This window comes from Streptomyces sp. NPDC028331 (genome assembly GCF_055565775.1).
In genome coordinates this window covers 65067-83648 of record NZ_JBVHTR010000001.1, presented here as the reverse complement: position 1 = coordinate 83648, position 18582 = coordinate 65067, and the positions used below count along the sequence as shown (strand labels likewise).

The window sequence follows — 18582 nt, the reverse complement described above, 5'->3', positions numbered from 1 at the left end:
TCGGGTGGGGTTTTCGGACCCCACCCTCGCTAGTGCCCGAGGGAGGCCGTCAGGCGGCCAGGGCACATTGAGGGCACATGGGTTTCTCTGGGGGCACTGATGTGCCCTGAGCCTCTGCTGCCGGGGCTTCGGTGAAGGCGTCGTCTATCGCCTTGCGGGTGCGGGTCTCGCTGGACGGCAGCAGGTGCGTGTACGTCCGCAGCGTGAAGCCCGGGTCCGAGTGGCCGAGGTACTCGGAGAGCGCCTTGATGCTCTCCCCCGCGTCCAGGAGCACGGAGGCGTAGGCGTGCCGGAGGGCGTGCATCCCGTCTTCGGGAGCCGCCTGGAGGTACCTCGCGCCGCGCTCGCGGGGAGGGATCACGCCGGCGGCGGCCAGGGCGCGCTTCCAGTCCCCCATGTTGAAGACGCTGCGGTTGTAGGCCCGCCCCTTCTGGTCGATGAAGAGGAGACGGAAGGTCTTCGGCTCGCCGTCCGGCCTGGCCCATGGCAGGGTCACTTCGCCCGGCGGAAACTCCTTCATGTGGGCCTTGAGGGCCGCGGCAAGCTGGGCCGGTAGAGGCACGGATCGGATCTTGTTCCCCTTGGGCAGGGCGAAGACGGGCTTCGTGCCGACGAGCCGCACTTGGCGGTTGACGTGGATCCAGCCGCCCTTGAAGTCGATGTCCTCGACGGCGAAGCCGAACACCTCGCCCTGACGCAGCCCGCAGCCGAAGGCGAGCTTGCCGCCGGCCTGGAAGCGCTTGGGCAGGCCAGCGAGGACTGCCCGGACGCGCTCCAGCGGCCAAGGGATGATCTTCTTCTTGGTCGCGGTCGGCAGCTTGACCGACTTCGCCTTGCAGGGGTTCTTCGGCAGCAGCCCATCCTCCACGGCCGCGCCGAGGATGCTGGAGAGGATGTCGAAGATGCCCTCGATCGTCGACACCTCCAGGCGGGCGTCCTGGAGCGTGCGGATCCAGCCCTGGATGACCGAGGGCTGGTTGAGGGAACGCAGCTCGCGTCGCCCGAGGTGCTCGACGATGTGGTTGCGGACCGTCGCCTCGTAGCGGAGGGCTGTCGTCGGACCGACGGAGTTCGTGTCCAGCCACTTCTGCGCGTAGGCACCGAGCGTCTGCTTCGTCTCGGCTGGTACGACGTAGGAGCCGCGCCGGATCTCGACGTCGACCTCGGCGGCCCGGTTGTCCGCCTCGGCCTTGGTGTCGAAGTTTTCCTTGCGCTGGCGGCCGTCCAGATCGCGGTAGCGGACCTGCCACCGCTTGCCGACGCCGTGATCGACGGTGGGGACCATCTGCCGCGTACGGCTCTTGTGTTCGCCGCATTCGGCCTCGGTGGGCTTGGGGTGGGACTTGTGCCAGCGGTCGTACACGTCAGCCAAGAAGGACCCCCCGGATGCGCTCCCGGGTCTGGAGCGGAGAGGTCTCCAGTGGCAGCAGGACTGCGGGCGAGACGCCGAGGGCGGTGGCGATCGCGACGAGGTCGTCGACGTCACAGCGGCGGTGGGCGCGCTCGGTGCGGCTGAGGGCTGTGTTGGACATTGGGCGGCCCAGCGCGGTGCATCGGACGGCCAGCTGGTGCTGGGTCAGGCCGCGCACGATGCGTATTCGCTCTATGGCGCGGGCGGCATGGAGGCCGGCGGGTCCTATTTCAACGGGTCGAGTTGCCATGACAGGTAGCTGTAACTTGCAGCCGACCTTTATGGCAAGAGTTGGCTCTAAAACTCTACAGAAGTCGTTGCAGGGTGACCGTGGGGTGGCGTGGCGTTTATCTCGTCCATTCACGAGGCACGGACGGGTAATTTCGGGAGTCGCCGTGCTAACTTGCCGTCGCGCGTGGAGTTTGGGCGTTTTGAGCCGGTAACTGATGATCTGCTCAGCGCTTGCGTCAGCTCACTGGATCGCCCGCCCAGCCAGGCTCCGGCCTGCACCAACCGACGCCCCGGGCCCGGTCGGGACGCCGCGGGCGATCAGGGATGAGGACGTAGTCGCCAACTTTTTGGTCAACGGCCGATCCGCCTCTACGGTTATTCCCCCCTCCCAGCCACACCGAGGGAATTAGTGGAGAGTTTTAGAACCAACGCTGGACTTCTTCGCCGGCGGTGTGGCTGTGTTGTCCAGGCACGCTGTCCAAGACCGAAAAGGAGCCCTGTGCCGAATACCTCTCTCCGCAGCGCGAACACCCCTTCCTCCGCCGACGCTGCCCGGCGCGGCCCGCTGGCCACCCCGACGGAAGTCGCCGCCTACCTCGGGGTGCCGGTGAAAACGCTCTACCAGTGGAAGTACCGGGGCATTGGCCCCCACGTGCACAAGGTCGGCCGCCACCTCCGCTACCGCTGGTCCGAGGTCGACGCCTGGGTGAACGCGCAATCCGCGTACGACCTCACGGCCTGAAGCCGCCCTGCCGGGACAGCGAAGCCGCAGAGTCCCCGCCCCATCGCCCTTGAACGATCGAATCGGTGGGCCGGGCCTTGCCTGTCCGGCCCACCGGGAAGGAACGCCTATGGACGAATCTACGTCCCCCGCCTCCTCCGGCGCAGCCTCGATACCCACCTGGCCGCCCGTCGCCGCCCTGGGCCAGGACGCCACCGCGAAAGCCTCCATCTCCGAGGACGACGAGCCAGGGCAGGCCGGCGAAGGCGCACAGCTACTGGACGAGCTGCGGGAAGCCATCGCGCGGTACGTGATCCTGCCCAGCAGTGAGGCGCTGACCGCCGTCACGCTGTGGGTGGCGGCCACGCACATCCAGCCCGCCCTCCAGCACGCACCTCGCCTCGCCGTGGTCGGACCGGCGAAACGGTGCGGCAAGTCCCGCCTGCTAGACGTGCTCACCGAGACGGTGCGCGAGCCGCTGATCACGGTCAACACCAGCCCGGCCGTGGTCTTCCGCGCCATCGGTGAGGACCCGCCCACCCTGCTGGTGGACGAGGCCGACACCATCTTCGGCAGCATCAAGGCCGCCGAAAAGAACGAGGAGCTGCGTGGCCTCCTCAACGCCGGCCACCAGCGCAACCGGCCCGCCCTGCGGATCTCCGGGCCGGAGCACAAGCCGCAGGCGTTCCCCACCTTCGCGATGGCCGCGCTCGCCGGCATCGGGGACCTGCCGGACACGGTCATGGACCGGGCTGTGGTGATCCGTATGCAGCGGCGCAAGGCAGGTGAGCGGGTGGAGCAGTTCCGCTCTCGCCGCGACATCCCCGCCCTGCACGCCCTGCGTGACCGGCTGACGGCCTGGCTGCGCCCGCTGATGGACACCGCAGCCGACCTGGTACCGCCGATGCCGGTGCAGGACCGGGCGGCGGACACCTGGGAGCCGCTGGTGGTAGTCGCCGAACTGGCAGGCGGCACGTGGCCGGAGAAAGCACGGGCAGCATGCGCGGCGATGTGCGCGTCCGAGGTTGGCCAGGACGACGAGTCCAACGTAAAGACGCGCCTGCTGAAGGACATCCGCCGCGTCTTCGCGTGCTACGGCGATCCAGACACCGTACGCACGCGGGACCTGCTGGAGGAGCTGCTGAAGGACCAGGAGGCGCCATGGGCGGAGTACCGCAACACCGGTCTGACCCCGCGCTACCTGGGAATCCTGCTGAAGGACTTCGGCATCCAGGCAGCCGTCATCCGCTTCGAGGGCGGCCGGCAGGCCCGGGGATTCACCCGTGCACAGTTCACCGATGCCTGGGCCCGCTACTGCCCCGAGGAGCAGCCACCCAGCGGCGATGGGACCACGCGTCACAGGGCGACCGACCACCCGTAAACACCCGTCGCACACGTCGCACCGCAGGTCATCCCCGTGACGGGTCCGGTAACTGTGACGGGTCCTCCCGTACCGCCCCAGGCTCCCGTACCAGCCCTGACCAGGCATGCGACGGGTGCGACGAGTCCGCCCCCTTCCCCACCGGCAGCCCTGCCCTGTGGCTATGGCAGCCGTCTCCCCCTGGAGCAACGCTTGCCCTCACGCACCACCCAAGCCCCTGTGCCTGCACTGACTGCCGCGATCCGCCTCGGGGTCGCCCTGGTCGGCACGATCGGCTTCGCCCTGTCCTACGACGCCCTGCGGCAGATGGCCGTCGCCATCCACGTCCGCGGAGTCCTCACATACGCCTTCCCGTTGGTGATCGACGGGTTCATCGCCATCGGCGTCGCCGCACTGCTCATCCTGCGTACCGCACCCTGGCGCTCACGCCTGTACGTCTGGGCACTCGTCGGGCTCGCCACGGTCACGAGCATCTGGGCCAACGCCCTGCACGCCATCCGCCTCAACCAGCAGGCCCGCACCGCCGGACTGCATCTGGACGACATCACCGTCGGCGCCCTGTCCGCCATCGCCCCTCTCGCGCTCGCCGGCGCCGTCCACCTCGACCTCGTCATCCGACGCCACCCCACACCCCGCGCCCAAGAGGCTGCCGCCACAACGAGCCAAACGGTCGGCCACAGCCACAACGGCAGACACAGTGCCGAGCCGCCTGCCCCTTCGGACGATGAGACCCCACTGCCGAAGAAGGTGCGGTGCTCGCCCGATGTGGCCGAGCGCGCGAACGTAGCGGAGGCAGCAGTCAAGGTGCCCCAGGCCCCGAAGCCGCTCACCAAAGAAGGCAGCCACGAACACGACGCCACCTTCGACGAGCTGCTCGCTATCGCCCGCACCGCACCACTGGGACGCGGGGACCGCGCCTCACGCCGCAACATCGAGGCGGCCATCCGCGCCGCTGGGTACCGCATCGGCAAGGACCGCCTGACCCAGATCAAGGATCACCTGCAGGCCGAACTCGACCAGGCCGCCCGCCGGCGGCAGCACGAGCCCGACAAGGAACCCGTCGGCGCCCACTGAGTCCGCAGACACATCCGTCCCCCTCGCGCTCGACTCCTCCCGCTCGCCCCCGCACAGCCCGCCGCGGGACGAGCGGCCTTGGAGCCATGACCTCTTTCCCACAACGCACGGAGAACCGCCCGATGCACGACCCTCACCACGAAGTGCCAAGCCTGCCGCAGCAGATGACCACTACCGCCACCAGCGCAGCAAGGTATGACGTTGGACCGTCCAAGGGCCGGTCCAACGCGGACACCTCCACCCCGGGGGTGGCGGAGGAGCTCGGGCACCAGGGGGTGCCCGAGGAGGAAACGCCCGCCGACGCGGCCGAGCAGTCCCCCGCCGCGCTCGCCGACGAAGTCACCCTGCGTCGTATCGCCCGCCGTCGTACCCGCCAGAGCGTCCAGCGCAAAGAGCGCGTCGACGTCCGCTACAGCATCGACGAGAAGACCCGGATCCTCACCCGCGCCCGCAAGCTGGGCATCGCCGCCGCCCACCTCGTCGGCGCCGTGGTCATGGCGTACCTCGACGGTGACCTTAGCGTGGGCCTGGCTGGGCAGCGCACCCAGCTCGACGACTGCCTCGACAAGCTCGACGCCCTGCGGGCCCAGGTCGCCCGCATCGGCAACAACGTCAACCAGATCGCCCACCGCCTCAACGCCGGAGGCGATCCGCACCCTGTAGACACCGCTATCCTCGCCCAGACCGAGCACACCCTGGACGCCGTCCGCGCCGCCATCGTCGACATCGCGCAGACCATGAACCACGCCGTCTCCCCGAAGGCCGCCCGGTGATCGCCAAGATCGGCAGCGGCAAGAGCACCGCCGGCCTGATCCGGTATCTGTTCGACACGAAGAAGGCCAAGGACCACACCGACCCGCACCTGGTCGCCTCCTGGGACGGCTTCGCCCCCGACCCCGGCCGCGCCAACGACTCCGACGCCACAAAGAAGCGCCTCGTGGCCGACCTCGACCTGCGGGTCAAACAAGCCCGCCGACTGGGCCGCGCACCCGAGCGGCACGTTTGGCACTGCTCTGTCCGTGCCGCCCCCGGCGACCGACACCTCACCGACGCCGAATGGGCCGACATCGCGCGCCGCGTTGTAGCCGCCACCGGCATCGCGCCACAAGACGACCCCGACGGGTGCCGGTGGGTCGCCGTACGCCACGCCGACGACCACATCCACATCGCCGCCACCAAGGTCCGAGGCGACCTGCGCACCGCCCGCCACTGGAACGACTACCTGACCGCGGACAAGGAACTCGCGGCCATCGAGAAGGAATACGGCCTGAAGCAGGTGGTGCGCGGCGACCGCACCGCCGCCCAGCGCCCCACCCGCGCCGAGACGGAGAAGGCCCGCCGCACCGGCAAGACCAAGACCTCCCGCGAGCACCTGCGCACCACCATTCGGCAGCTGGTGTCCATCGCCACCAGCCCCGAAGACTTCCTCCACCTGCTCGACGGCGTCGACGGCGTGCTCATCAACGTCCAGCGCTTCCCCTCCGGCGACGTGCGCGGCTACAAGGTCGCCCTGGAAGGCGACACCAACGCCGCCGGCGAGCCGATCTGGTTCTCCGGCGCCAAACTCGCCCCCGACCTGTCCTTCCCCAAGATCGCGGAACGCCTCACCGCGGTCGAGGCCCCGTCCGTCTCGCAGGCGGGCAGCCGGCGCAGGCCCAACCCCTGGCACCAGGCCGCCGCAGCAAGCGAGCGCATCCGCCACCACCTCGACCACGGTGACGACTCAGCCGCCCAGGCCCACATCGCGGCCTTCGGCGAAGCCATAGACGTGCTGCCGCTGCTCGCCCCCAGCCACCTGCGGCCACACCTGCAGCAGGCCGCCATCGTCTTCGAACGCGCCACCCGCTCCCGCATCCGCGCCCAGCAGGACCAGGCCCGCGCTCTGCGGAGCGCAGTGCGCGCCCTGCGTATCGCACCGGTCACCGGCGACGGCTCCGGGCTGGCCATGTTCCTCGACATAGCCGTCCTCGTCGTCATAGCCACAGCCCGCTGGCACCAAGCCCGCCGGCACGACCAGCAGGTCACCGCCGCCCACCAGACCCTGGTCCATCTCCAGGCCGCCTACCGACAGGCTGCTGCCGAGCCGCTGGCCGCCCTGGCCCAGCGCCGGCCACCCGCCGACATCGTGGAACGTCACGCCCAGCGCATCATCGCGATCCTGCCCGAGCACGCCCAACAGGTATTCGACGACCCCGCCTGGCCGGCACTGGCCGCCGCTTTGACCGAAGCCGAGAACATCGGCCACGACCCCGAGCGGCTCCTCCGGCACGCCGCACAGCGGCGCACCCTCGACGACGCCCGCTCCACCGCCGGAACCCTCACCTGGCACATCCAACGGCTCGCTGCCCGGCAGTCGCCCAGCGATCGAGCACGAGCCGCACAAGCCCACACAAGCGCGACAGCACGACCGGCACAGCCTGGCCAGACCCCGCCGAACCCGTCGGAACCCGGTACTGCGGCACCTGCTCGGTACCGGTAGGCCCGGCGCTGACGGCCTCGCCACCGGGAGGCTGTCCGCAGAAAGGAAGGTGCCTCACCCCGCCCGACCCTGAGCTGGCTGCGGCGATCCGGAATGCGGATGATCAACCACATTCTGGGCACAAGACTGGACCGAGAGAGTCAGACACTGGAGAAGGTGATGGTGCACTCATCCGAGGAGGACAATGACCGCGGAACCTACGAGGCGTACATACGCACGGCAGCCCAGGCGCGTGACATCACCCGCAGCTTCTTGGAATCGGTGGGGCCGTCGAACGGCGCGGAAGCCGAAGCGGTGCTCCTCGTGGTGTCCGAGCTGGTGACGAACGCCGAGCGGCACGCCGGCGGCGTCAAAGGGTTCCGGCTGGCTGCCGGGCCCGGCAGCGTCGTGGTCACCGTCTCCGACGCCAGCACCGACCCTCCACGACTCAGTCGCACCAACGCCTTCCAGCCAGGTGGGTTCGGCTGGTACCTCGTCCAGGAGCTGGCCACCGACATCACCGTCGAGGTCCACAGTCAGGGCAAGTCCGTCCGTGCCGTCCTTCCAGTGGCCCACTGAGTTGCGACATGGCCATAGGTGCTGTGGGCGGCGGTCGATGTCAAGGGAAGAAGGTGCCCGTTTCTGCCGCAGGGGCGAGCAGTTCCGCCCAGATGATTTTGCCGTCCGAGGTGTGGCGGGTGCCCCAGCGCGCGGCGAACTGTGCCACCAGGAAGAGGCCGCGGCCTCCTTCATCGCCGGCTTTCGCCCTTCGCATGTGGGGTGCGGTGCTGCTGCCGTCCGATACCGCGCAGATGAGACGGTTCTCCGTCCGGATGAGCCGCAGGGAAACGGGGCCGCGCGCATGCCGGACCGCGTTGGTGACCAGTTCGCTGACGATCAACTCGGCCGCGAAGGTCAGTTCCTCAAGCCGCCACTGAGCGAGGCGCTCGCCGGTCAGCGCGCGGGCCCGTCCGGCCGTTTCCAGTTCGAAGGCCAGCCCCCATGAGGCGACGCAGTCGGCAGGCAGGGGGCGAGGCCGGGCAACCAGGAAGGCGACGTCGTCCGGAGGACGATCGGGCAGCAGGATGCGCTCCAGGGTGCCGGTGATCTCTTCCAGTGGGCGGTCCGGATGGGCGAGCGCGAAGCTCAGTCGCGCCAGACCGATGTCCATATCGGACTCGGAGGCCGTGATCAGACCGTCGGTGTACAGAGCCACGACGCAGTCGTCCGGGATGTCGACCTCAACCGCTTCGAAGGGCATACCGCCCACACCGAGCAGGGGGCCGATCGGGATGTCGCAGAACTCCACCGGCTTGTTCCTGTGTGCGATGGCAGGTGGCGGATGCCCGGCGCTGGCGAACGTCGCACGCCGCGTGACCGAGTCGTAGACGCCGTACAGGCACGTGGCACCGACCACGCCCTCGGCTCCCTCGGGATGCGCGATCTCGGCCTCCTCGGCCAGGCGCTGGACCAGGTCGTCGAGGTGTGCCAGCAGTTCGTCGGGGGGCAGATCCAGATCGGCGAGCGTGTGCACGGCTGTGCGCAGCCGGCCCATGGTGGCAGCGGCACGCAGGCCGTGTCCGACGACGTCGCCGACCACCAGCCCCACCCGGGCACACGCCAGGGGCAGGACATCGAACCAGTCTCCGCCCACCCCTGCCTCAGAGTCGGCCGGCAGATAGCGGTAAGCAGCTTCCACGGCAGCGCGGGCGGGCATTTCGTGCGGCAGCAGACTGCGCTGGAGCATCAGCGCGGAGTGCCGCTCTCTGGTGAACCGGCGTGCGTTGTCGATGCAGACAGCAGCCCGGGCAGCGAGTTCCTCGACGAGGAGCAGGTCTTCCGGTGTGAAGGGTTCAGGGCTGCGCCACCGCATCAGGGTCGCCACTCCCATGGTCACGTCCCGGGCCCGGAGCGGAACCACCATGTGGGAGTGGATGCCCAGCTCTCGTCTGACGGTGCTGCGCGCGCTGTCCTCCACCAGCCAAGGACTCGAAGGCGCCAACACCGCGTTCAGGACGGGGCGCCCGCTTGCAAGACACTGCCACTGCGGGGACCCGTCCGCATACCCCACCGTGCCGCCAGGTGGGACGACGACTTCGGGCAGGTCCTCGCGGACGGATCGGTGGACGGCCCGGCGCATGTCGCCCGTCCGGGCGACGGAACGGGCATCGGGTTCACGGCCGCCCAGAACGGCCCCGATCAAGTCGACAGCGATGAAGTCGGCGATCTCGGGCACCAGGATCTCGGCGAATTCTTCTGCCGTGCGGTCGAGGTCCAGGGTGCTGCCGATCCGGGCAGCGGCCTTGTTCAGCAGTATCAGTCTGTGCTGAGCTCGGTACAGATCGGTGACGTCGACCGACTCCTCACACACGCCCAGCGTCCGGCCTGCCACATCCTGCAGTCGGTAGTAGGACAGTGACCACACGTGCTCGCGATCCGGATCCGCCAGAGTACGTCCCCGATACAGAAGATCTACGACGGACTGCCCGGAGGCGAGCACCTCGCCCATCAGCTGCGTCACCGAGGACGGGTGCCCAGCGGAGAGCACCTGGCTACCGGGATACAGATCGCCCTCACTGCGCCCCAGATACTGCGCGAACTCCCCCGGCAGCTCTTTTCGCGCCGCGGCATTGGCCCAGGCCACCCGCAGGTCCGGGCCATAGATCGTCAGCGCGATCGAGGAATCAGCGGCAAGGCCGTGGAGCACGGCCTGCCGAAACTGCCACTCCGTATGGTCCTCGGCATCCGCCAGCAACAGGAGGTAGGCGGTGCCCGCCGGGAGCCGGTGCAGCGCCGTCGCTGCCCGAAGAGAGTGACCGGAGCGGTGACGCAGAACCGCTTGAACAGGCATGCCATGGTCCGCCTGCGAGCCAGGCCAGTCCCCGTTCGCTTCACCCGCCCGCGCCAACAGCACACCGACCGGTCGGCCAAGCACTTCCTTCGCGTGGTAGCCGAGCAGCCGCTCAGCCTGCGGGCTCCAGCCGGTCACCCGTTTCCGTTCGTCCAGCGTGACGACGGCTGCGCGCGTGACACCCAGCGGGTCGCCGCGATCGGCCGCCCCAGGGGCGGATGTCAAAGTGGCCACGACGTCCATCCTCGCTGTTACCACGGCACGGTCAGCGCGCCTTCCTCCAAGAATCTGCCTGCTGGAGCGGAGGCACAACGGCTGGGCGGGAAAGGTAGCGCTGTGCGCGCAGTGACGCACCTGCCCGGCAGCCCGCAGCCGCGCTAAGATACGCCGCACAGGCCCCGGTCCGGCCTTTCCCCCGTAGGGCGTGACCGGGGCTTTTTGCTGCCTGGCCGCCAGGAGGGGAGTCAGTGCGCGGCCACGACCGCCCAGGGCACCATGAGGCCGATTGAATGAACGGGCCGCCGCGATGCCGACGGACCCATCACCGTGCACACAGCCGGCCCTGGTTCATGACCTCCCCCTTCCGGGAGAGCGGCCCTTGGCCCGGCCCGGGCGGACCGCCCGGCCGTGGCCGCGACATCGACCCAGGCTGATCACCCTCCGCACACTCCAGTTCGCGGACTGCACCAGCGACGAAAGGGTGCACCGGATCGTTGGACAAACCAAGGGCGGGACGACGGCTGCGAGTCACCGCCGTCAGCGCAGACCAACGTCGAGGGAATGACACATGATTCCGTTGCAGCACCGTACGAAGGGGCCGCGCACGCTCGGCGCCACGCCTGAGCGGCCCATCGGTCCGTTCGGCCGCTGGCCGGACGGCAGCGAGGACGAGGAGACGGACTCGGTCGCGGACCAAGCCGCTCACCCCGCCCTGCCCCCAACGCCAGGGTCCCCGGAAAGCAGCATCAACGCCTCATCAGCATGATTTGCTCGCCGATCCGGTCACTGACCAGGTCGGGCGGCGGCCTCGGCAAGCTGCGGACTTGCCGAGGCAGAGCGCAGGGCGTCATCGCCCCCGACGGAGTCGGCCTTGCAGCTCGACTCTTCGTTCTGCCCACCCAGCCGACCGTTCTCCGGTGTCGCGCCCTGACTCGGTCCCCAGCATCCGGTCCGGTGGAGGAAGCAGCGTCACCGCGCCGGGCTGACCAGAGGCTCCAGCAAGTCCAGTGCTTCCTCCCAGCTGAAGCGCTCCGCCGCGCCGCCGGCCCTCGGCCGGTGCGGCTCGCACGAACCGACCACGACACCCATCCCCCGCAGCCGGTCCAGGCTCTGCTGGTAGGCGGGGTGGGCGGCCTGGGCGGAGTTCAGGTAGGGCAGTGCCACGGTCGGGATGTCCATGCCGTACGCCTCGCACAGGATGCCCAGGGCGAGGGTGTCGGAGATCCCGGCGGCCCACTTGTTGATCGTGTTGAAGGTGGCGGGAGCCACAGCGATCGCGTCCGCCGGGGGCAGGGGGCGCGGGTCTCCCGGTGAACGCCAGGCGGAGCGGATCGGGTAGCCGGTCTGTGCCTCGATCGCCGTAGCGTCGATGAAGCCAAATCCCTGCGGTGTGGCGATGACGCCGACATCCCAGTTCGCCTCCTGGGCGGCCGTGATCAGCTTGCCGACGTCACGGGCCACGCCTGCCGCGCACACGACGACGTACAGGAAGGGCTTCTTGTCCGGGGCAGTCGGTTCGGTCACGCGGGGACTCCCAGTTGGCGGCTGAAGTGGTGCAGTTCCGGCAGGGTACGTCGGCGGTCGCGGGCGGCCATATCGGCGACCAGGTGGCGGACATCGGGGCGGCGGATGTCCTGGGCGGCACAGGTCTCGGCGATGCGCAGGGCCTGGTAGCCGTCGGCGAGGCGGCCCTGCTGGCTGTAGGCGCGGGCCGCCTCGACCCATAGTGCGGCGCGGCGCTCGGGGACCGGGATGTGCCGACGCATGAGGGGCCGGGCCGCCTGAAGGGCGAGGCCGGCGTCGCCGAAAGCCACCAGAGCGCTCAGCTCGTGCAGGGCGACATTGGTCGGGCTGAAGGTGGCCCAGGCGTCGGGCCGGTCGAGAGTGACGTAACGCGAGACTTCTTTCGCCTCGGTTAGGAATTCCTTCGTGGCCGCGCGATCACCACGACTGCTGGCCGCGGTCACACCGCGCAGGAGCAGCAGTCCCACGGCGGCGAGGTACTTCGGTGAACGCCGGTCGTAGGAGCCGGTGAGCTGGTCAGCGGTGTGCCGGACCAGGGTGACGGCCTCCGTGGCGTGCTTCTCACGGACCAGCACGTGGGCCTGGACACGGACGCTGGAGGCGAGGACGACTGGGTCGCCTGAGCGTTCGGCTTCTGCCATCGCCCGGCCGACGGCGAGCCATGCGTTGCCCTGGTCGTGCTGCTTGAGCAGCAGGCTCGTCGTCGTCTGGTACGCCGTGGCCAGGAGCCGGGACACCGTGTCCCCGTCCGTCGCATCACCGACCGCCAGTCGCAGGTCGGCAATCAGGCTCGGGAGGATGCGCTCCAACTCCGTGTAGTGGCAGGTGTGGAAGAGCCTCAGTGCTGATCCGACGCGTTCGTACAGGACGGCCGTGCCCTGGGGGCCACCGGTGCCCGCGGGGCCGGGACCGGGCAGGAGGGCCTGGACAAGGGCGGTGTGCGAGGCCGAAGAGCCGGCCGGGGCCGCGAGCGCTGCGATGCTCGCGGCGAGGAAGGTGCGGCGGTGCATGGCGTCAGCTTCTTGATCGGCGGCGGAGACGTCCTGAGACGGGGCGAGGCCCAACTCATGAGGCGGGATGTTCAGTTCCTGCGCGATGGCGCGTAGTACGCGGATGTCCTCCGTGCCGCGACCGATCTCCAGACGGCTCACCTTGGACTGGTGATACCCAAGCGCTGCGGCCACGTCGTGCTGTGAACGCCGCTGTAACACCCGTGCCCGACGGATCCGGTCTCCGATCCGTCTCGCTTCCCCATGCGCGTCGGCCATCTGCCACGGCTCCTTCCGCCGTCGCTGATCCTGCCTGCTCAATCGAGCATAGATCAGCCGTAGTTGGCCGTGATGCAGCCCCTGCATAAGTCATGCATCGCCCGCGTCAGGGCTCACCACTCGCGGCGACGGACTGGTTGCTTGGTGTGGCCCCACCTGCACCGGGAGGCCGCTCATGGAAGCGCACCAGCTCGCTCTTTCCCTACCCGCGACGCCCGCCGCAGCAAGCCAGGCCCGGCACCAGGCCGTGGACGCGATAGCGGGCTGGGGCTCGGGACTGGGCGCCGAGGTGGTGCACACAGCCGAACTGCTGGTCAGCGAGCTCGTCACCAACGCGGTCCAGTACGCCGGCACCGGATCCGTCTCGCTCGCGGTCTGTCTCGACGAGGCCGTCCTGCGGATCGAGGTCTGCGACACGAGCCCGGTCCTGCCCCAGCCGGCTCTGCCCGACGCGGACAGCGAGGGCGGCCGGGGTCTGTTCCTCGTCGCCGCTCTCGCCGACCGGTACCACGCCGAACCGACCGTGACCGGCAAGCGCTGCTGGGCCGAAATCGACCTGACCAGCAAACCCAGCCAGGAAGTCGCCTGTTTCCCGCCCCTCCAGAGGAGTCGATGATGACAACCACCCACGCCCCCGGCGTGGCCGCCGAGGTGATCGCCGTACGCCCCGGGCCGCCGCTCGCCGGCACCGTGAGCGTCGACGGCTCCAAGAACGCCGCTCTGCCGCTCCTGGCCGCCGCAGCGGCCCTCGGTCGCCCGGGCCGATTGAGCAACGTCCCGGACAGCACGGACGTCCAGATCATGCTCACTCTGCTGCACCAGGCGGGCTGGCATGTCACGCAGCCCGTCGGCGAACCGACCACTTACGTGATCCTGCCGACGGAGGCATCTCAACGGCTGCCCCATCTGGCGCAGGCAGCCCACATCCGCGCCTCGTACTACCTCGTCCCCGCCCTGCTCGCGCGTTACGGCCAGGCACGGCTGCCCTGGCCGGGCGGCTGCCGGATCGGTGCGCGCGGGATGGAGCTGCACTTCAACGTGTACGAGGCGTTCGGCGACCGGAGCCGGCAGGACAGCTCCGGATACGGCATCGAGGCCCTCACCTCTCACACCGGCACCGTCTCCATCGCACTGCCCTTCCGCTCTCGCGGTGCGACCGTGGCCGCGACATTGCGCGCCCTCACAACCGGCCGGCCTTTACGGCTGGGTCAGCCCAATCTCTCGCCCGAAGTCCTGAGCGTGCTCGACGCCCTGAGTTCGGTGGGCTGGGAGACGCGGGCCGGCGAACATGTACTCACTCTCTCGCCGCCCTCCTCGCCGCCGACTGCCCCCGCTGCCTGGACCGTGCCCGGAGACAAGGTCGAGGCAGCCACGCTGGCCTGCGCGATCGCCGCTACGCGCGGTACTGCCCGCATCGACGGCGTGCAGGGCAAGGACGTAGGCCCGTTCGTGGCTGCCCTTCATCAGCTCGGCATCCCCGCAGACGCGGAGCCGGGTGGCCTTACTGTCCGCGCGCATGAGACAGCCCCCACTGGTCGTCCCCTGCGGGCCATCGCCTCTCTGAGCCCTGCGGGCCTCGACGCCGACTTCGAACCACCGCTCATGGCACTCGCCCTCGGACTGCCCGGCACGCATCTGTTCGCCGACGCCATCAATCCCGGCCGCCACGGCAACCTGCTGCCGCAGCTGTCCCGCCTGGGCGCCCGGATCGAGGAGATCTCCCCCACCGAATGCCGCCTGACCGGGCCCCAGCAGCTGACGGGCGCGGGCGTCGAAGCCACCGACATCCGCACCGGGTCCGCCCTCATGGTCGTCGGCCTCACGGCCCGAGGCGTCACCACCATCGGCGGCCTCGACCAGCTGCGCCGCGGCCACGCCGACCTGTCCGGCAAGCTGCGCACCCTGGGTGCCGACATCTGCGAGGTCACCCCATGACCAGCGATGGCCGCGTCCTCCGCCTGATCGTTGCCACGACCGACGTGCATTCCGCTTTCGACAACGCCGCGCCGTTCCTGACTCACCTCCACGCGCTGCGCCCGACCTCGCTCATCGTGGACTGCGGCGACTTCTTCGAAGGCAGTGGGTACTACCGCCTCGGTCGCGGCACGATCGAGCGGGAGATCCTGCTCGGGCTCTACGACGTGCTGGCCCCTGGCAACCATGGCTGGCCCCACCACTTCGAACCCGACCTTCACCGGCGCACTGTCTGCGCCAACGCCGTCGATGCCAACACTGGCGACGCCCTGTTCCGCCGCCTGTACATCGCCGACATCGATGGACGGCGCGTCGGCGTAACCGCTGTGATCGGTTGGCAAGCCTTCCACTCGATCCCGGCCGCCCAACGAGCCGGCCGCTGCGTCACCGATCCCCTCCAGGCCCTGCGCGAGGTGATTCTCGCCCACCACCACGAGGTGGACAGCTGGGTCCTGCTCAGCCACTCCGGCTTCGACGGGGACCGGAAACTCGCGGCGGCCTGTCCGTTCCTCGACGTGGTCTTCGCCGGGCACTGCCACAGCGATCAGTACGGCCGGTCCGAGTCGACGGCACCCTGGTCGTCAAGGGTCGGGAGCTCGCCGAAGGCTATGCGATCGCCACGCCCGTGGGCGCGGGATGGGGCGCAGGCACTACATCCTTCCCGGATCAGCTCCCGAGCTTCGTCCCCGCGGAGCTTGCGGGCCTGCGCTCACGCATCGAGGACGTCAGACAGCAGCTGGCCGCCGTCCTCGGCGCCATCAGTCCGACCTACCGCCACCAGCCCCTCGACCGGCGCAATGTGCTCCTGGACCTCGCCGCCCGCCTGCGTACGGCACTCGGGGCAGACACGGTCATCCTCAACGAGACGGCACTACGCGCCGTACCACTCGGCGACACCCTCACCCAGGGCCACCTGCTCTCCATCGAACCGTTCGGCAACCAGCTGGTGCACGCCCACGTACCTGAGCCGGCACGCAGCGACCTCCCCCGCTGGCTGTCACAGCTGACCACCCAGACCGGCCCGCTCGTCACCGCCCCCGATCCCTTGCCGGATGCCGTCACCACCGTGCTGACCACCGACTACCTCGCCGACACCTACCTCGGCGAGCGCACGCACGAGGCCGGCCTGCGTCTGGACCAGGCTGTCCAGCACATCCTCACTGCCCCCGACACCGCGGAAGGAGGCAGTTAATGATCCTCACCGGCCCGGAGATCACCGCTGCCGCTCACGACGGCCGCCTCCGCATCACCCCGTTCGCCGCCGACCAGGTCAACCCCAACAGCTACAACGTGCGTCTGGGCCCCACCCTGATCACCTACACGGGCCCCGTCTTGGACGCCCACCGGCCCAACCTCACCCGCGAAACCACCATCGGCCCGGACGGGCACGTCCTCCAGCCGGGCGAGCTCTACCTCGGCCACACCCTCGAAGAGGTCGGCTCCGACACCTTCGTGCCGCTGCTGTTCGGCCGCTCCTCCGTCGGACGTCTCGGCCTGTTTGTCGAGATCACCGCCCCCATCGGCGACATCGGCTTCCACGGCCAGTGGACGCTCATGCTCACCCCGATCCGACCGCTGCGCGTGTACGCCGGCATGAAGATCGGGCAGATCATGTTCTTCCTCTCCACCGGCGCCATCGACCTCTACCGCGGCAAGTACCAGGCCGCCACAGGCCCGCAGCCCTCCGCCTACTGGCGAGACCTCACCCGACTCCGGGCGGTGGCCTCGTGATCCTCACCGGCCCCGCCATCGCCGCCGCCGTCCAGGCCGGCGAGATCACCATCGACCCGTACGAGCCCAGCCGCGTCTCCCCCAACGCCTACGACTGGCGCCTCGGCAACACCATCCGCGTCTGCGGCGGCGACCTCGACGCCGCAATGCCCACCACCTTCACCGAGCAGTCCATCCCCGACGCCGGCCTGGTGCTGCGCCCTGGCCTGCTCTACCTCGGCATCACCCTGGAACGGACCGGTTCGGAGACGTATGCGCAGCTGCTGAACGGCGACCGCACCATCGGCTCCCTGGGCATCTGGGTCCACGTGTCGGCTCCGCTTGGGCACCAGGGCCACGCGATCCGCTGGACGCTGGAGATCCGCGCCGTCCGACCGGTGCGCGTGTATCCAGGCATGACCTTCGGCAAGCTCGTCTTCCTCACCACCTTCGGCGCCCCGGCGAGCTACCAGCAGCAGCCCGCCAAGTACGCGTCCACGGAAGGCATCGACATCTCGCGCCTCTACGAGGAGATCGACGGAGGAGCGCGGTGAACGCCAGCTCGGCCACCGGCCCGATGGCCGCCACCTTCCTGGATCTCCCCGCCGGAAGCCCTGGCGGCAGCGTCGAGCTCTTCCTCGACCTCTACACCGGCGAGCAACCCCTCATCCCGGCCCGCGCCTTCATGCTCGCACCACCTGGTCACGCTCCCCGTCCACCCGCCGGCCTCAGCCTGCTCCCCGCAGCAGGCAAATGCCTGGAAGGAACAGCCTTCAGCCGCTACGTCACCACCCTGCGCAGAGCGCTTACAGCCACGCTCGATCCCACACGGATCGACGTCCTCCACTTGCAGCACCTCGCGTTCGGCGCCACCCCAGCCCTCATCCGCGCCCTACCCGCACACCCCCGGATCGCCCTCGTCCACGGCACGGACCTGCTCTTCGCCGAGACCCACCGAGACCAGCTCCAAGTACTGCGCGAGACAGCCAGGGCCGCCGACGCCATCGTGGTCCCCACCAACGCGATGGCCGACCGCCTCCTCAAGCTCGCCCCGCAGATCGAACGCCGCAAGATCACCCACATCCCCTGGGGCATCCCCGACCACCTGCTTACCGCCCCGCCCGCCCGGCCGGCACGCACCTCCGCCAGCCACCTGCGGCTCCTGTACGCAGGACGCCTGACCGCCGAAAAGGGTGCCGAGGCCCTGATCAAGATCCTGGCTCCCGTGCCCAACGTCGAGCTGAGCGTCGCAGCGCCCAAAGCCCAGTTCCACGTACTGGCCCCACTGCTGCAGCGAGCCGGCGTACGGGTCCGCTACCTCGGCTGGCTCCGCCGCCCACAGCTATGGAAAGCCTTCACCGAACACGACGTATTAGTCGTGCCGTCCACCACCCTGGAAGCCATGGGACTCGTCGCATTGGAAGCCCAAGCGTGCGGGCTCCCCGTCCTCTACCAGCCCGTCCCCGGCCTCAATCAAGCCCTCGCCGCTTCCGGCATGGCCACCGACTTCACCCACTCCGCCGCACTCGCGCGCGACCTCGACCGGCTGAGAAAGACACCTGGGCTGCTGACTGCCCTGCGACAGGCGGGCTATGCAAACGCGGCACGCTATCCCCTCTCGGCGACCGCACGGTTGCTGACCGACCTCGGCCGACAGCTCACTTGAACCGACCGCCAGACGACCCGACACGTCACTACCCGAACCGCTCCGCGAACGTCACTACGCTGACCGACGGGACACCCCGGCGAAGAGGGAGACC

16 protein-coding genes and 1 pseudogene are annotated in these 18582 nt (G+C 69.4%); 12 read left to right on the top strand and 5 right to left on the bottom strand.

Features of this window, described 5'->3' with window-relative positions:
* Window positions 1-49: 49 nt before the first annotated feature.
* Both ACZ4SW_RS00390 and ACZ4SW_RS00385 read right to left on the bottom strand, forming a co-directional pair.
* On the bottom strand, window positions 50-1363 hold the full coding sequence (locus tag ACZ4SW_RS00390) for a tyrosine-type recombinase/integrase (RefSeq protein ID WP_468236670.1): 1314 nt from the start codon (window positions 1361-1363) through the stop codon (window positions 50-52).
* Between the two features lies 1 nt (window position 1364).
* Window positions 1365-1661, bottom strand: a complete 297-nt coding sequence (locus ACZ4SW_RS00385; RefSeq protein WP_468235937.1) for a helix-turn-helix domain-containing protein — start codon at window positions 1659-1661, stop codon at window positions 1365-1367.
* Window positions 1662-2141: 480 nt separating this feature from the next.
* Between ACZ4SW_RS00385 and ACZ4SW_RS00380 the strand changes: the two genes are divergently transcribed.
* The 6 genes from ACZ4SW_RS00380 to ACZ4SW_RS00355 all read left to right on the top strand — a co-directional run bounded on the left by ACZ4SW_RS00380 (window position 2142) and on the right by ACZ4SW_RS00355 (window position 7855).
* Complete coding sequence (locus ACZ4SW_RS00380) at window positions 2142-2384, top strand: helix-turn-helix transcriptional regulator (protein WP_468235935.1); 243 nt, start codon at window positions 2142-2144, stop codon at window positions 2382-2384.
* A 109-nt stretch (window positions 2385-2493) separates the two neighbouring features.
* Window positions 2494-3744 carry a DUF3631 domain-containing protein gene (locus ACZ4SW_RS00375; RefSeq protein ID WP_468235932.1) on the top strand — a complete coding sequence of 417 codons (1251 nt, stop codon included), beginning with the start codon at window positions 2494-2496 and terminating at the stop codon, window positions 3742-3744.
* Between the two features lie 219 nt (window positions 3745-3963).
* Window positions 3964-4818 carry a DUF2637 domain-containing protein gene (locus tag ACZ4SW_RS00370; RefSeq protein ID WP_468235930.1) on the top strand — a complete coding sequence of 285 codons (855 nt, stop codon included), beginning with the start codon at window positions 3964-3966 and terminating at the stop codon, window positions 4816-4818.
* Between the two features lie 122 nt (window positions 4819-4940).
* Window positions 4941-5591, top strand: coding sequence for a MobC family plasmid mobilization relaxosome protein (locus ACZ4SW_RS00365; protein ID WP_468235928.1), 651 nt, complete (start codon window positions 4941-4943; stop codon window positions 5589-5591).
* A complete protein-coding gene (locus ACZ4SW_RS00360) occupies window positions 5588-7297 on the top strand; it encodes a relaxase/mobilization nuclease domain-containing protein (RefSeq protein ID WP_468235925.1) in 1710 nt (569 codons plus the stop codon). Before ACZ4SW_RS00365 ends, ACZ4SW_RS00360 begins: the two co-directional genes overlap by 4 nt.
* 93 nt (window positions 7298-7390) lie before the next feature.
* The gene (locus ACZ4SW_RS00355; protein ID WP_468235923.1) at window positions 7391-7855 is read left to right on the top strand and encodes an ATP-binding protein; all 465 of its coding nucleotides are present in this window, start codon (window positions 7391-7393) and stop codon (window positions 7853-7855) included.
* Window positions 7856-7895: 40 nt separating this feature from the next.
* Here the strand turns inward: ACZ4SW_RS00355 and ACZ4SW_RS00350 are convergent, their stop codons facing one another.
* The 3 genes from ACZ4SW_RS00350 to ACZ4SW_RS00340 all read right to left on the bottom strand — a co-directional run bounded on the left by ACZ4SW_RS00350 (window position 7896) and on the right by ACZ4SW_RS00340 (window position 13138).
* The gene (locus ACZ4SW_RS00350; protein WP_468235921.1) at window positions 7896-10370 is read right to left on the bottom strand and encodes a SpoIIE family protein phosphatase; all 2475 of its coding nucleotides are present in this window, start codon (window positions 10368-10370) and stop codon (window positions 7896-7898) included.
* A 945-nt stretch (window positions 10371-11315) separates the two neighbouring features.
* Complete coding sequence (locus tag ACZ4SW_RS00345) at window positions 11316-11870, bottom strand: flavoprotein (RefSeq protein ID WP_468235919.1); 555 nt, start codon at window positions 11868-11870, stop codon at window positions 11316-11318.
* A complete protein-coding gene (locus ACZ4SW_RS00340) occupies window positions 11867-13138 on the bottom strand; it encodes a helix-turn-helix domain-containing protein (RefSeq protein WP_468235916.1) in 1272 nt (423 codons plus the stop codon). The genes ACZ4SW_RS00345 and ACZ4SW_RS00340 overlap by 4 nt, the downstream gene beginning before the upstream one ends.
* A gap of 175 nt (window positions 13139-13313) precedes the next feature.
* Here ACZ4SW_RS00340 and ACZ4SW_RS00335 point away from each other — a divergent pair, with 175 nt between their 5' ends.
* The 6 genes and pseudogenes from ACZ4SW_RS00335 to ACZ4SW_RS00310 all read left to right on the top strand — a co-directional run bounded on the left by ACZ4SW_RS00335 (window position 13314) and on the right by ACZ4SW_RS00310 (window position 18488).
* A complete protein-coding gene (locus tag ACZ4SW_RS00335; protein ID WP_468235914.1) occupies window positions 13314-13754 on the top strand; it encodes an ATP-binding protein in 441 nt (146 codons plus the stop codon).
* Window positions 13754-15073, top strand: a complete 1320-nt coding sequence (locus tag ACZ4SW_RS00330; RefSeq protein ID WP_468235912.1) for a UDP-N-acetylglucosamine 1-carboxyvinyltransferase — start codon at window positions 13754-13756, stop codon at window positions 15071-15073. Before ACZ4SW_RS00335 ends, ACZ4SW_RS00330 begins: the two co-directional genes overlap by 1 nt.
* Window positions 15070-16304, top strand: a pseudogene (locus tag ACZ4SW_RS00325) (bifunctional UDP-sugar hydrolase/5'-nucleotidase). The gene ACZ4SW_RS00330 and the pseudogene ACZ4SW_RS00325 overlap by 4 nt, the downstream one beginning before the upstream one ends.
* Entirely contained in the window at window positions 16304-16843 is a 540-nt protein-coding gene (gene dcd / locus ACZ4SW_RS00320) for a dCTP deaminase (protein WP_468235909.1), read from the top strand. The pseudogene ACZ4SW_RS00325 and the gene dcd overlap by 1 nt, the downstream one beginning before the upstream one ends.
* Complete coding sequence (locus tag ACZ4SW_RS00315; RefSeq protein WP_468235907.1) at window positions 16840-17376, top strand: dCTP deaminase; 537 nt, start codon at window positions 16840-16842, stop codon at window positions 17374-17376. Before dcd ends, ACZ4SW_RS00315 begins: the two co-directional genes overlap by 4 nt.
* A gap of 23 nt (window positions 17377-17399) precedes the next feature.
* Window positions 17400-18488, top strand: coding sequence for a glycosyltransferase family 4 protein (locus ACZ4SW_RS00310; RefSeq protein WP_468236667.1), 1089 nt, complete (start codon window positions 17400-17402; stop codon window positions 18486-18488).
* Window positions 18489-18582 lie beyond the last annotated feature (94 nt).

Coding starts and splice junctions, on each gene's coding strand:
- ACZ4SW_RS00340 (WP_468235916.1), bottom strand. CDS start 13,138: ATGGCCGACGCGCATGGGGAAGCGAGACGGATCGGAGACCGGATCCGT.
- ACZ4SW_RS00355 (WP_468235923.1), top strand. CDS start 7,391: ATGCGGATGATCAACCACATTCTGGGCACAAGACTGGACCGAGAGAGT.
- ACZ4SW_RS00330 (WP_468235912.1), top strand. CDS start 13,754: ATGACAACCACCCACGCCCCCGGCGTGGCCGCCGAGGTGATCGCCGTA.
- ACZ4SW_RS00365 (WP_468235928.1), top strand. CDS start 4,941: ATGCACGACCCTCACCACGAAGTGCCAAGCCTGCCGCAGCAGATGACC.
- ACZ4SW_RS00375 (WP_468235932.1), top strand. CDS start 2,494: ATGGACGAATCTACGTCCCCCGCCTCCTCCGGCGCAGCCTCGATACCC.
- ACZ4SW_RS00310 (WP_468236667.1), top strand. CDS start 17,400: ATGGCCGCCACCTTCCTGGATCTCCCCGCCGGAAGCCCTGGCGGCAGC.
- dcd (WP_468235909.1), top strand. CDS start 16,304: ATGATCCTCACCGGCCCGGAGATCACCGCTGCCGCTCACGACGGCCGC.
- ACZ4SW_RS00385 (WP_468235937.1), bottom strand. CDS start 1,661: ATGGCAACTCGACCCGTTGAAATAGGACCCGCCGGCCTCCATGCCGCC.
- ACZ4SW_RS00335 (WP_468235914.1), top strand. CDS start 13,314: ATGGAAGCGCACCAGCTCGCTCTTTCCCTACCCGCGACGCCCGCCGCA.
- ACZ4SW_RS00350 (WP_468235921.1), bottom strand. CDS start 10,370: ATGGACGTCGTGGCCACTTTGACATCCGCCCCTGGGGCGGCCGATCGC.